This window comes from Actinomycetota bacterium, assembly GCA_040757835.1.
Taxonomy (GTDB): Bacteria; Actinomycetota; Geothermincolia; order Geothermincolales; family RBG-13-55-18; genus SURF-21.
Window position 1 is genome coordinate 37,113 of sequence record JBFLWJ010000022.1, and the last position, 13,056, is coordinate 50,168.

A 13,056-nucleotide genomic window follows, 5' to 3' on the forward strand; every position below is an offset into this window, starting at 1 on the left:
AGTCTTCACCTGGTGGTGGCGGACCCGCCGTGGCGGTGTTTGCCCACCGTGCATCTGGTAACCGAGGGCAGGCATCAACGGGCCACGGAGAGGAAAAGCTCCGTGGCCGTTTTCTATGCATAGACAGGGAAAGGAGCTGGGAGCAGGCAGAGATTTTTCCATTCATGGACGGAGAAAGGAGTCAGGAGGAGAGAACGATGGCTGAAAAACCGAAATCGATCCGATTGTCCGAAGAGCACATCCCGGAGGCCTGGTACAACGTGCAGCCCGACCTCCCGAAGCCCCTGGCGCCGCCACTGCACCCCGTGACCAGGGAGCCGGCGGGCCCGGACGACTTCGCCCCGCTCTTCCCGATGGGCCTGATCATGCAGGAGGTGAGCCAGGAGCGCTATATCGAGATCCCTCCGGAGGTGCGCGAGATCTACAAGATCTGGAGGCCCACCTCGCTGGTGCGGGCGCTCAGGCTGGAGCAGCGCCTGCAGACCCCGGCACGTATCTACTTCAAGAACGAGGGCGAGAGCCCGGCGGGCAGCCACAAGCCCAACACCGCCATCGCCCAGGCCTACTACAACAAGAAGGAAGGGGTGAGGAAGCTCACCACCGAGACCGGCGCCGGGCAGTGGGGGAGCGCCCTCTCCCTGGGCTGCAACTTCTTCGACCTGGAGCTTCAGGTGTTCATGGTACGCTCGAGCTACGCTCAGAAACCCTATCGTCGTTCCATGATGGAGACCTGGGGGGCGCAGGTGGCGGCGAGTCCCAGCGAGCTGACGGAGTTCGGCAAGAAGATGCTCGCGGAGTACCCGGATACGCCGGGGAGCCTGGGCATCGCTATCTCCGAGGCCGTGGAGCAGGCGGTGCAGGCTGACGACGTCAAGTACAGCCTGGGCAGCGTGCTAAACCACGTGCTGCTGCATCAGACGGTCATCGGCCTAGAGGCCAAGAAGGCCTTCGAGATGTTCGACGACTACCCGGACATGGTCATCGGCTGTGTGGGCGGGGGCTCCAACTTCGGCGGCGTGGCCCTGCCCTTCGTCAAGGAGAAGCTCGACGGCAGCGACATCCGTCTCATCGCCGTGGAGCCCACATCCTGCGCCACCCTGACCACGGGGCGCTACGAATACGACTACGGGGACACCGCGGGCATGGCGCCCATCGTGCTCATGTACACCCTGGGTCACGATTTCGTGCCCCCGCCGTCCCATGCCGGGGGTCTCAGGTATCATGGCGACTCCCCCATCATCAGCCTGCTGGTCAAAGAAGGCGTCATGGAGGCCCGGGCTTACCACCAGGTGGAGATCTTCGACGCGGCGATCACCTTCGCCCAGACCGAGGGCATCGTGCCGGCGCCCGAGACCTCCCACGCCATTAAGGCGGTTATCGACGAGGCGGTGAAGTGCCGGGAGAGCGGCGAGTCCAAGTGCATCTTCTTCAACTTTTCCGGCCACGGCATGCTCGACCTGTCGGCCTACGACGACTACCACAGCGGCAAGCTGAACGACGTGTAGCCGCAAGCACCGAAGTGACAGAGGAGGAGGGGGCCGCGGGGCGGTCCCCTCTCTCTGTGGCGGACGTGACGAAGACAGCCATCGGTTGCTCGCCTTAACCGTGCGCGTTCCGCCCGGACCGGAAGAGGATGGTTCGCGACCAGCGCGCTTTTCAGCGGGGACCTGCCGGAACCGCACGTTTTCGGGACGGTGCGGTCTTCCGCGTCCGCTATAATGGGGGCATGAAAAGAACGGGTGCTTTCGCCATCGCGCTGCTGCTGCTCCTGCAGGCGCTGGCCTTCATGGCCGGTTGCGGCGGCGGAGACCGGCAGGGGTTCGAGGAGGAGGCGGTGGACTACGCCATCGAGAACATCCTCATCCCCGAGAACCGCGACTCCGACTTCGTCGTGGAGTGGATGAGGAAACCCGCCAGCGTCGCGGAGGATTCCCCCGAGGAGCTGGGACTGCGCTTCTGGAAGTGGGAAGGCGGGGCCCTGAGCGAGATCACCCTGGAGGAATTCGGGGACCTGGCCGCGCAGAGAGAGGTGGGGGACCCCCGCGTCTGGATCTACAGCCAGCATTCCATCACGGTGATGGAGGCGGACGAGGAGAAGGGGGAGGCGGTGGTGGAGGTCGGCTCCCTCTATGGCCCCCTCGCGGGCTCCGGCGTCCGTTACCTGCTGCGCAAGGGCGAGGACGGCTGGGAGCAGGTCTCGGAGCAGACGGTCTGGGTGTCGTGACCGCGCGTTGGGGGAGAGCGCATGGGTAAGGGGCATACATCTTCAGGGACTCCCTCCGCCGCCACTGGCGCCTTTTCCGGCCGCTGCCGCGCCGGGGGACGGCCTGGCCGGTGTTCGCGCGGCCGCGCCTCCGCAGTGCTGATGGCCGTTTCCTGCCTGGCCCTGCTCGCGACCGCCGCCGGCTGCGGAGGCGAGGTCCCCGATGCCCGTCCCCGGGAGGTGCAGGTGGCGGAAGCGGCGCTGCAGGCGGCGCTGGCCGGGGAGAAGGCCGAGTTCGTTGGGTACGTTGCCCCGTCTTTCCTGGAGCAGGCGCGGGCGGAGATGCCGGACGCGGGGGACGAGGTCCTGGGCGGGGTGCTCATCGCCGGCTTCCTGGAGGACATCCCGTTCACCGGGATAGTGGCGCCGCAGTACAGTTACCTCGGATATGCGAGCACGGGCAAGGCAGCCGTCTATATCTGGGGCCGTTTTACGGGCGCCGATGGCGATGAGATGGTCATCGAGGAGGCGGATGCCATCAGGATACCGCTGGTCGGCGAGGACGGACGCCCCTACCTCGACCTCCTCGACCTCTGACCCGAAAGGCCTCGCCGCTTTTTCTCAGGCGTTGCCCACGATGAGCGCCGCGATGGAGTGGGGAGGCAGGGCCAGCTCCAGCCCGGGGCCGCTCACCGCCAGTTCCCTCTTCTCGAGGCGCACCTCGCGGTCGTAAGGGGAAGCGGCGGTCAGCGCATTCAGCTTTGCCCACAGCACCGGCAGCCCGGAGACCTCCACCTCCACCGACACCTCCTCGCTCAGGTGCCGGTTTACCAGGAAGAGGGCCACCCGGTCCTTGCCCAGCGAAAGCGTCGCCGAGGCATCGAGATAGGGCACCTTGTCCAGGGCCGGGATGAGCCCCAGGGGAGGGGTGCAGTAAGAGTCCGACTCCGCTTCCACCGGCACCAGGAACCTGCCGGCCTCCCGGGCGAAGAGGAGGAAGGGGTGGTAGATGGAGTTGAGCCTGACCCCGCTTTTATCGACGAGGATGAGGCCGAGGACGTTGACCAGTTGCGCGATGTTGGCCATCTCCACGATGTGGGCGTTGCGGTGCAGCGCGTTGAGGATGCCCGCGACGGCCACGGCTTCCCGCATGGTGAAGACCGCGCGGTAGGTCTGGGTGGGCTTCCACCACAGGTTCCATTCGTCCAGGGCCAGGCGCAGGCGGGAACGGGGCCCCAGGGCAGCGCGCAGGGTGTCCTCCGTCCAGGATATGCGCCTCTCGATCTCGGCTCCCGCCCCCACCATGGCGTAATAGACCCCGTCGGGGTCCCGGCGCTGCCGCCGCAGGTAAGAGAGGTAGTGCTCGAAGCCGGGCACGTAGGCGTGGAAGGAGAGGAGGTCGGCCTCCTCCCCTACGGCGTCGAGCACGATGCGGTTCCATTCCGGCACGAAGCTGCCGTCGGTGCCCACCACCATGGTGCGGACCTCCGGGTCGGCGTCCAGCATCGCCCTGCGGAACTCGAGGTAGCGCCGGGCGTATGCGGCGGGCTTGCAGTGGCCCAGGGCCCAGAACCCGTATTGCTCGTTCCCCACCCCCCACCACCGTACGCGCCCAGCGCAGTAGCGCGCCCAGTCCGCGGCTTCCCCGGGCGTCCCCGTGGCCAGGTTCACGTTGATCAGGGGCTCCGCTCCCACCTCGCGGCAGAGGTCGATGAACTCGTCGGTCCCGAAGGCATTGGGGTCCCGGGGGCCCATGAGGGGACCGAAGCGCCGCCAGTAGCGGTTGGGCCTGACCGGCCTTGAGGCGGGGGGGCCGATGCCGTCCTTCCAGTGATAGCCGTCGGCGAAGAGCCCGCCGGGCCAGCGGATCACGGTAGGGTGCAGCGCCGTAAGCGCTTCCCTGACTTCCGGGTGTACCTCCCACCCCGAGCCCCCGAGGCGGAGCAGGCCGCCGTAGATGCACTTGCCCAGGTTCTCGATGAAATGTCCGTAGAGCAGCGGGCTTATTACCTGCTGCGCCTCGCCCGCTTTCAGCGTCACCCTGGCCTTCATCCTTATCCCCCCTCACTCCTCTGGGACGAGGTCCGGTCGGCCGGCGGAGAAGCGGCCGCGCCGTCTTGCGAAAGCGATGGGCGCTCAGTAGTTGAGGGCGCGGAAGACCAGCAGCCCCAGGTTCTCGGTGACCGCCTCGTTGTCGCCCTCGATGAAGCCGGCCTGGCGGCCGTAATCGGTCAGTCCCACCAGGGTCACGAGGATCTGTGACGCCAGGCGGGAGTCCAGGCCTTCGCACTTCCCGGCCTCCTGCATCTGCCGGATCTTGCTCTCGAGGATCCCCGAGAAGACGCGGTGGAAGTCGTTGTAGACGTCGCTGAAGACCGCGCTCTCCAGGGCCGCCTCGATGTAGACGTTGTTGAGGTCGCCGTGACGGCTGAAGATGTCGCTGATGCCCTGCAGCAGGATGCGGATGGCGTCGTAGTCGTCGAAGGCGATGCGCTCCATGAGCACGCGCGAGGACTCGCCCAGGCGTTCCAGCTCGCGGATGAGTTCACCCAGGATGGCCATGAGCACGTCGTCCTTGCTCTTGAAGTAGTCGTAGAAGGTGCCGTGGCCGCACCCCGCCCGCTCGATGATGTCCACCACCTTGGTGCGGTGGTAGCCCTTCTCCACGAAGACCTCGCGGGCGGCGATGGTCAGCTTGTCCCGGGTGATGTCGGATTTGCTCCGCTTCACCGTCATCTGCTCTACCTTTCTCCGGCTCCGTGCAGAAAAAGCCCGCCCATTGGTTCGACTTGATGTCGATTCCCAATATAGCACAATAAGGCGGCGCAGGTGGACCGCGGGCCGCGCCCGGTTTGACATGGTGTCGGCTGAAGGTAAAATTAGTAGCGGACAACTCCGGCATAATTGTTCACAAGGCAGGAAGGGGATCGGGATGGCACTCTTACCGGATAAATTCAAGCTTGTGCTGCAGAGGGACCTGACCCTGGGCAACTTCCACGACCGCATGGCGGAGCTGCGGGGGGACCAGGCCTTCAGCACCCTGCACGAACCGCTGCGCTACCAGGAATTCCCAGTCAAGCACATGTCCTACCGGGACGCCGCGCGTTTCGTGGAGAAGGTCTCCTCCGCCCTGCGGGACCTGGGGGTGCGCCCGGGCGAACGGGTGGGCATCTCCACCGGCAACAACGGCGACCTCCCCCTATCCATCTTCGCCATCACCCGCGCCGGCGCCATCGCCGTGCCCATGAACTACATGCTCAAGGGCAGGGAGATGCGCTACATCATGGAGAACTGCGGCGCCGAGCGCATCATCGTCGACCGGGAGGTCTTCCAGGGCAACATCGGGAGCAAGGACGAGATCCCCAGCATCAAGCAGTGGATCATGGCCGGCCCGCGTGAAGAGACCATGGACGGCTTCGATTCCCTGGACGAGGCCATGAGCGCGGCGGGGGACTGGGAAGGGGTCAGGCTCGACCCGGACCAGGAGGTGGCCATCTTCTATACCTCGGGGACCACCGGCTTTCCCAAGGGCGCGGTTATGACCTCGCGCTGCCTGCTCACCGCGCAGAAGATAGGCGCCGCCGTCATCCCGGTGGGTCCCAGCTTCACCGGGCTCTTCTGCCTGCCGGCGGCCCACGTCATGGGCTTCGGCTGCTACATCATCGGCGCCTGCGTGGGGCTGAAGGCCTACTACATGCGCCACTTCGAGCCCCGCGCCGTCCTCGAGGCCATGCAGAGGGAGAAGGTCGGGCTCTTCGTGGGTGTGCCCGCCATGTACGCCATGATGCTCGCCGAGGGGATAGACAAATACGACCTCTCGACCCTGAAGATGTTCGGCAGCGCCGCCGACGCCATGCCCGAGGAGTACGCGGAGGCCTTCCGCGCCAAGGGAAAACTGTTCAAGCTGGGGCCCTACCAGCCCAAGGCCTTCTTCACCGAGGTCTACGGTATGGTGGAGCTGGCGGGCATCGCCACTTTGAAGATCGCCATCATGGGGCTGAAATATCCCCGCGGGTGCGTGGGGTGGCCGCTGCCGCCCGTGCGCGTGCGCATCATCGACGAGGACGGCAGGAAGGTCCCCGCTGGCGAGGTGGGCGAGGTGGCGGTGGCCGGGCCCGGCATCACCAAGGGCTACTGGGGCAATCCCGAGGCCACTTCCGAGCTCATCGTGGACGGCTGGCTGCGCACCGGGGACATGGGGCGCAAGGACAAGTGGGGCCGCCTCTTCTTCGTGGACCGCGTGAAGGACGTCATCAAGTGCGGCGGCTACTCGGTCTTCTCGGTGGAGGTTGAGCAGGAGGTGCTCAACCACCCCGACGTCGCGGACGCCGCGGTGGTGGGCATACCGCACCCCCTGAAGAAGCAGGTCCCCCTGGCCGTGGTCACCCTCAGGCCGGGCGCGCAGGCCGGCGAGGACGACATCCTGGCCTGGTGCAAGGAGAACATCGCGCTCTATAAGAGCCCCCGGGCCGTGCGCATCATAAGGCCGGAGGAGATGCCCTACGGCATGACCCTGAAGGTGCGCAAGCTGGAGCTGCGCGACCGCTTCGCGGACCTCTTCACCGGCGAAGCCTGATCACCCGCGCTGCGGCCTTTCCCAATAGGGTGGGGTCTACGTTTCACGCCGCAGGCGTGAAACCGGAAGGCTGGGGTACGCGCGCCAGCCCCGACGGCCAGGGCGTGCGTATGCCATCTTAGGGGGAGGACTGTAGCTCGATCGGGCGTTTCCCATATAAAAGCCTGCGCGGGGAATCCGGCGACAGGCGCAGGCGGGCGGGAAAACAACATGAAATGCCTGGCTGGAATTGCGACTACGACCAGCCTTGTCGCCGGGCCGGACCATTGTTCTTGGTGCGAGGACCGTTACCGCCGGTTCTCGGTGGTATTGAAGGGCTCAGAAGCAGGAACGGATGGAGTCGCCCAGTTCCTCGCGGCGCACCACCTCTACGCGCAGGCCGTCGGGGAGGGCGGCATGGAAGAGACGCGCATAAGAGCGGGTGAGAAAGCGCGGGTCCAGCACCACGATGATCCCCTGGTCCGTGGAGCGCCGCACCAGCCTGCCGATGCCCTGCCGGAAGAGGGTCACAGCCAGGGGCAGGTAATACGAGCCCCAACCGCCGCTGCCCTCGCGGTCGTGGTGCTCGACGCGCCCCGCCACCACCGGGTCCCGCGGGTGGCGGAAGGGAAGTTTGACCATTATCACCGCTGAGAGTGATTCCCCCGGCACGTCCACTCCTTCCCAGAAGGCCTCGGTGGCCAGGAGCACGGAATCACGGTCGGCGCGGAACCTCTCCAACAGCAGCGCGTTGGGCATGCCGCGCTGCTGGCGCAGGCAGCAGATGCCCTGTTCCTCCAGGCGGGGCCGCAGCTCGGAATAGAGGAACTCCACCTGCTGGTGCGAGGTGAGCAGCACCAGGGCCTTGCCACCGGTGGCCAGCACCGTCTCCTCCACCACGCCGCTCACCCTCTGCATGTAGCGGCGGAAACCCTCCCCCGCCGCCCTGGGCTCGGGCAGGTCGGTGACTGCGAAGAGGCGCACCTGGCAGGAGTAGTCGAAGGGCGAGTCCAGGGCGAGCAGACGCGTATCCCTGCCGGATTCCTCCAGCGTGTCCAGCCCCGTGCGCCGCAGGAAGAACGCGAAACCTCCCCGCTCGCCCGGCACGCACAGCGAGGCGGAAGTGCACACGCACGACCGCAGGGGCGCGAAGAGCAGGGACGAGAGTTCCTCGCTCACGCTCACCGGGGCGCTGATGAGGGCCATGGAGATGGGCGCGGAGGACCGCGCGCGCGGCCGCGCGCGCTCGATCCAGCGCAGGTGACGGGGGAAGTCCTCGTCCACCGGCTCGCGCAGGAAGACCGCCAGGCCGGCAGCCTCCTCCCCGGCCCGCATGGAGAGGGCCTCCGCCCTGCGCGCAGCGTGCAGGGCCTCCTCGTCGCCCTTACCCTCAAGCGCCAGGGCCTTCTCCGCCAGGGCGGGAAAGAGTTCCGCGAGGCGGGAGAGGTCCGCCGCCAGGTCCAGGCCGGCGGCGCGCGCCGGGTCCCATGCCGGGTGCGTGAGCAGGCCCGGCTCCACGCGCACCTTCGTCCCCTCGGGCCGCATCCCCGCGCCTCCGGGCAGCATCGAGGCGATGGGGCCCAGGCAGAGGTCCTCCGCCCGGGAGCGGCACCTGTCCGCGAGTTCGTATGACTCGGAGAGCATGGCCTGTCCCTCCGGGTCCAGCGGCAGGGTCCCCCAGCGCGTCAACAGCCCGTTGCGGCCGGAGATGTCCTCCATGGTCCGCAGGCACGCCTCCAGGGAGAAGGAGAGGCTGAAGGCGTCCGTGGCCACGTCCTCCAGGTGGTGCGCCTCGTCCAGCACCAGAGTATGGTGGTCTGGAAGGACGAGATTGGCGGGCCCTTCAGCGGCCTCGCACACCTGCGAGAGGAGCAGGGCGTGGTTGACCACCACCACTTCGCTCGCCGCGGCCCGCGCCCGCGCCTTCTCTACCCAGCAGCGCCTGAACCAGGGGCAGTGGGAGCGCAGGCAGTCCTCGGAGCTTGACGCCAGTTCCTGCACGAGCTCGGCAAGGAGGAACCGCAGGCCCAGGGAGATCTCCTCCAGGTCCCCGGAGGGGGTGCGCGACAGCCACGACACCAGGAAAGCGTAGGACTCGGCCGGGGCCTGCTCGCCGAAGTGGAGCACCGGTTCCCCGCGCGCGAGCAGCCCGCACCACTCGACCCACTTACGCACGCAGAGGTAGTTGCCCCTTCCTTTCAACAGGGCGAAATCGAAGCTGCCCAGGGCCCGTGAGAGGGTGGGCAGGTCGTTGTGGAAGAGCTGCTCCTGCAGGTTGCGGGTGTAGGTGGAGACCACCAGGGGCTCGCCGCTGGCACGGGCGTGCAGGACCCCGGGGACCAGGTAGGCCAGGGACTTGCCCACCCCGGTGCCCGCCTCGACCACCAGGCAGGCGGACTCGTTCAGAGCCGAGGCCACCGCTTCGACCATTGCATCCTGCTGGGGACGGGACTCATGGTCGGGAAGGAGTCCCGACAGGGGACCGCCGGGCGCGAAGAGCGAGACGGCGTGGTGCGGGTCGATGCCGCCCCCCTCTCCCGCGGCGTCCTCGTCGGACCGGTCCGGAACCGCTCCGCCCCGCACCTCTTCGTCCACGCACGGGAGCCTGTCGGCGAGGTCGGGGAATGGGGTGCGGCCGCCGCTTCCCGGCAGGAAACCCTCCCAAGGGCTGCCGGCCTCCGCCAATGCGCCGGCAACAGCGGAGCGCAGTCGCCTCGGCGCCTCCTCCCAGGACCGGCGCAGCTCGGCGAGCAGGCGCAGGAGCAGGCGGGCGTCCCCCAGGGCGTTATGGGATGGTTCCTCGCCCAGCAGGGCTGATGCCAGGGCGGCGAGGGAATGATCGCGCAGGTAGGGGGAGACGATCCAGGCCAGTTCAAGGGTGTCCAGGACCGGTCCGGCGGGGAGGGCCCCGAAGCGCTCCAGGACCGCGGCCTTCATTGCCTTCCCCTCGTGCGCGAGGACCCTACTGCGGCCGAGGAAGTCGCGCAGGCGAGACAGGGCTTCGTGCGGTCCCTCGCCGTCGTGGTAGTCCGCCGCGCTCCTGCCGCTCCGCTCGCACACGGACGCCGGCACGGTCACTCCCGCATCTATGAGAACGTGAAAGCTGTCGGCCTCCGCACCGCCGCGCACCCGGATGGCCGCCACCTCCACCGGCATGGCGGTCTCGGGGTCGGGGCCGGTGGTCGCCATCTCCAGGACGCAGTAGCCGTCGCTCCAGTCCTTCAAAACAGGCCTCCGGGGCGCACGAAATCAGGCGGTCGGATATACCATGCTGATTCTACAACGGAGTGATGACGCCTGAGCATTGGCCCTGGTATATCGGGTTTGTTATGGTGTTTGGGAACCTATATGGATCTAACAAGATCCCCCCGTACCGGCGACTGGGGCCAGTATTAATGCCGGCCACGCTCTACGGGGAAAGGGTAGAGCGGGGCGGAAGGGACTGTGGGTAACGGCACGGCCGTGGTTTTGCGGGGGCGAGGCGTGGGTATATAGGACATAAATTGCTTGCTTTGCGTTGGGATAAGACGTTGGGCAGGTCCCGCGCGAGCGGCCGCCGCTGCTCGAGGTTAAGCCAGGAGGTTGCCGTCATGTCCGAGATACCATGGATGTCGGGCCTGGAGCTGATCACCGCTTACGAAAAGGGCGAACTGTCGCCCAGGGAGGCCATCAGGGAACTGGGGGACCGCATCGACCGCGTCAATCCGCTCATCAACGCCTTCGTCACCCTGCTGCCCGAGGCGGCGGAGGAGGCAGCGAAGAAGTCGGAGGAAGCCTATCGGCAGGGCAAGGCCAGGCCCCTGGAGGGGGTTCCCGTGGCCATCAAGGACAACATCCACTCCAAGGGGGTCAGGACCACCTACGGCTCGAAGCTCTACGAGGACTTCGTGCCCGACGAGGACGCGGTGCTGCTGGAGAGGCTCAAGGAGGCGGGGGCGATCATCCTGGGCAAGACCAACATGCCGGAGTTCGGCGTCATCGGCATCACCGAGAACCCCCTCTTCGGGAGGACTGCCAATCCCTGGGACACCGGCAAGCACTGCGGGGGGTCCAGCGGCGGCTCCGCTGCGGCGGTGGCGGCCGGGCTCTGCCCCGTGGCCATGGGTAACGATGCGGGGGGCTCCATCCGCATTCCCGCGGCGCTGTGCGGGGTCTTCGGGATCAAGCCCAACATCGGCAGGGTCCCGTGGTACCCGCACCTTCCCGGCTTCGACCTGCTGGAGCACGAGGGCCCCCTCAGCCGTACCGTGGCGGACTCCGCCCTCGTGCTGGACGTGATCTCCGGGCCCGACCGGCGAGACTTCTCGTCCCTCCCCGCCTATCCGGGCAGTTTCCTGGATGAGATGAGGGAGGACGTTAAAGGCCTGCGCATCGCCTACAGCCCTGACCTCGGCGTAGCCGCAGCCGTGGACCGCGAAGTAGCTGCCCTCGCCAGGGAAGCGGCCTTCGCCTTCGCCGACCTGGGCTGCAGTGTCGAGGAGATCGATGCGGCTCTCCCATCCACTTCGGAGGCGGATTTCATTGCCCTGACCATCTGCGAGATGGTGGCCGCAAACGAGGAGAGGCTCGAGGAATACAAGGCCGTGGCCTACCCTCTATACCTGCCGTTCCTGGACCTCGCGGCGGTCTTTTCCAGTAAAGACATTGTGAGGATCCTCAATCACCGCTACGCACTATGGGAAGCGGTGAGGAAGATATTCGACCGCTACGACCTGCTCCTGACCCCCACCACCGCCGCACCCGCCTTCGATCATGCCGACATCGGACCCCTCGGCCCGCCCGATGTCGAGGGGGTGGAGGTAGGGCCCGCCGGATGGGTCCCGTTCACCATGCACTTCAACATGACCGGACAGCCCGCCGCCTCCGTCCCGTGCGGTTTCAATTCTCAAGGCCTGCCGGTGGGCCTGCAGATCGTCGGGGACCGCTTCCAGGAAGCGGTGGTGCTGCGCGCGTCGGCGGCCCTGGAGAGGGCCCGCCCCTGGAGCCAGGCCAGGCCTGCGGTGGATTAGAAGGCAAGGACGAAGCAAGGAGGATCAGGATGAAGATCGTCGACGCCGAGGCCTACATATGCCACTTCCCCCTGGCGGAACCGTTCCACCCCAGCTGGATACCGGGACTTCCCCTGCAGAACAACAGCTGCGTCATCGTGCGCCTCATCACCGACGAGGGCATCGACGGGGTGTGTGCGGGCATGGCCTTCACCCAGGAGTGGAAAGGGGTACCCGACCTCATCAAGCTCTTCCTCATCGGCAGGGACCCGTTCCAGGTGGAGGACTTCCTCAAGGTCCTGCGCGCTGCCAAGGTCATAGGCTTCCGGCCCTGGTTCGTCGAGGTCGCCTTCTGGGACATCATCGGCAAGGCGACGGGGCAGCCGGTCTACCGCCTCCTGGGGGGTTCCCGCGACCGAGTCAAGGCCTACGCCTCCACCGGTGAGCTGCGTGACCCGGAGACCAGGGCCCAGGACGCGCTGCGACTGGTGGAGGAGGGCTTCAAGGGGATAAAGCTGCGCGTCCGTAACCAGGACCCACACGTGGACCTCGCGGTGGTGGAAGCGGTACGCGTGGCGGTGGGAGACGATATCGAGATCATGGTGGACGCCAACCAGGCGTGGCTCATCCACGGATTCGCGGGATATCCCCTGTGGGACCTGAAGCGCGCCATGTACATGGCACGCGAACTGGAGGAGCTGGGCGTGACATGGCTGGAGGAACCGCTGCGCATGAACGACTACGAGGGGCTGACGATCCTGAGGCGCTCCACCACCCTGGCCATCAGCGGCGGGGAACTCAACGACGACCTGGACGATTTCCGCGAGTTCCTGGGCCGGGGCTGCTACGATATCCTACAGCCGGACGTCACCTTCGCGGGCGGCATCCTTACCTGCCGCAAGATCGCGGGCATGGCCGAGGCCGCGAACGTCGTCTACAACCCGCATACCTGGACCAACGGGCTGGGGCTGGCGGCCAACCTGCAGCTCATGGGGGCTATCCCCAACTGCACCCACTGCGAGTTCCCCTACGACCCGCCCGGCTGGGTGCCGGAGGGGAGGGACGCCATGCTCACTCAGCCCATAACCATCGACGGCGATGGATACGTGGCCGTCCCGTCCCTGCCCGGCCTGGGGGTGGAGGTCGACTGGGAGAAGGTGCGCGCCAACGGCGAAAAGATCTGAGGGGTCACCTTTAAAGACCCAAGTCAAGGGTAAGCCTCTCCATGCCCCTTTCGGAAGGGGTTGCTGAAAACTATTAGCTTGGGAGGACGCCTCCGAACGGGCACCTTGCCCCTTTCGCCTTAGCGG

Annotated in this window: 9 protein-coding genes; 6 read left to right on the forward strand and 3 right to left on the reverse strand. The window is 66.8% G+C overall.

Going from position 1 to position 13,056, the window contains the following annotated elements; translation table 11 throughout:
- Positions 1-197: 197 nt before the first annotated feature.
- The 3 genes from AB1384_13990 to AB1384_14000 all read left to right on the forward strand — a co-directional run bounded on the left by AB1384_13990 (position 198) and on the right by AB1384_14000 (position 2,800).
- Positions 198-1,505 (forward strand): TrpB-like pyridoxal phosphate-dependent enzyme, encoded by a 1,308-nt coding sequence (locus tag AB1384_13990; GenBank protein ID MEW6555383.1) that lies wholly within the window; start codon positions 198-200, stop codon positions 1,503-1,505.
- Between the two features lie 221 nt (positions 1,506-1,726).
- Positions 1,727-2,224 carry a hypothetical protein gene (locus AB1384_13995; GenBank protein MEW6555384.1) on the forward strand — a complete coding sequence of 166 codons (498 nt, stop codon included), beginning with the start codon at positions 1,727-1,729 and terminating at the stop codon, positions 2,222-2,224.
- A gap of 141 nt (positions 2,225-2,365) precedes the next feature.
- Complete coding sequence (locus AB1384_14000; protein ID MEW6555385.1) at positions 2,366-2,800, forward strand: hypothetical protein; 435 nt, start codon at positions 2,366-2,368, stop codon at positions 2,798-2,800.
- A 24-nt stretch (positions 2,801-2,824) separates the two neighbouring features.
- Here AB1384_14000 and AB1384_14005 read toward each other — a convergent pair whose 3' ends face one another.
- Positions 2,825-4,255, reverse strand: a complete 1,431-nt coding sequence (locus AB1384_14005) for an alpha-L-arabinofuranosidase C-terminal domain-containing protein (GenBank protein ID MEW6555386.1) — start codon at positions 4,253-4,255, stop codon at positions 2,825-2,827.
- A gap of 84 nt (positions 4,256-4,339) precedes the next feature.
- Positions 4,340-4,939, reverse strand: a complete 600-nt coding sequence (locus AB1384_14010; protein MEW6555387.1) for a TetR/AcrR family transcriptional regulator — start codon at positions 4,937-4,939, stop codon at positions 4,340-4,342.
- Between the two features lie 196 nt (positions 4,940-5,135).
- Here AB1384_14010 and AB1384_14015 point away from each other — a divergent pair, with 196 nt between their 5' ends.
- The gene (locus tag AB1384_14015; GenBank protein MEW6555388.1) at positions 5,136-6,779 is read left to right on the forward strand and encodes an AMP-binding protein; all 1,644 of its coding nucleotides are present in this window, start codon (positions 5,136-5,138) and stop codon (positions 6,777-6,779) included.
- A gap of 318 nt (positions 6,780-7,097) precedes the next feature.
- Here AB1384_14015 and AB1384_14020 read toward each other — a convergent pair whose 3' ends face one another.
- The gene (locus AB1384_14020; GenBank protein MEW6555389.1) at positions 7,098-9,983 is read right to left on the reverse strand and encodes a helicase C-terminal domain-containing protein; all 2,886 of its coding nucleotides are present in this window, start codon (positions 9,981-9,983) and stop codon (positions 7,098-7,100) included.
- 365 nt (positions 9,984-10,348) lie between these two features.
- Between AB1384_14020 and AB1384_14025 the strand changes: the two genes are divergently transcribed.
- Together AB1384_14025 and AB1384_14030 are read left to right on the forward strand one after the other, a co-directional pair.
- Positions 10,349-11,767 (forward strand): amidase family protein, encoded by a 1,419-nt coding sequence (locus tag AB1384_14025; GenBank protein ID MEW6555390.1) that lies wholly within the window; start codon positions 10,349-10,351, stop codon positions 11,765-11,767.
- Between the two features lie 29 nt (positions 11,768-11,796).
- A complete protein-coding gene (locus tag AB1384_14030) occupies positions 11,797-12,930 on the forward strand; it encodes a mandelate racemase/muconate lactonizing enzyme family protein (GenBank protein ID MEW6555391.1) in 1,134 nt (377 codons plus the stop codon).
- Positions 12,931-13,056 lie beyond the last annotated feature (126 nt).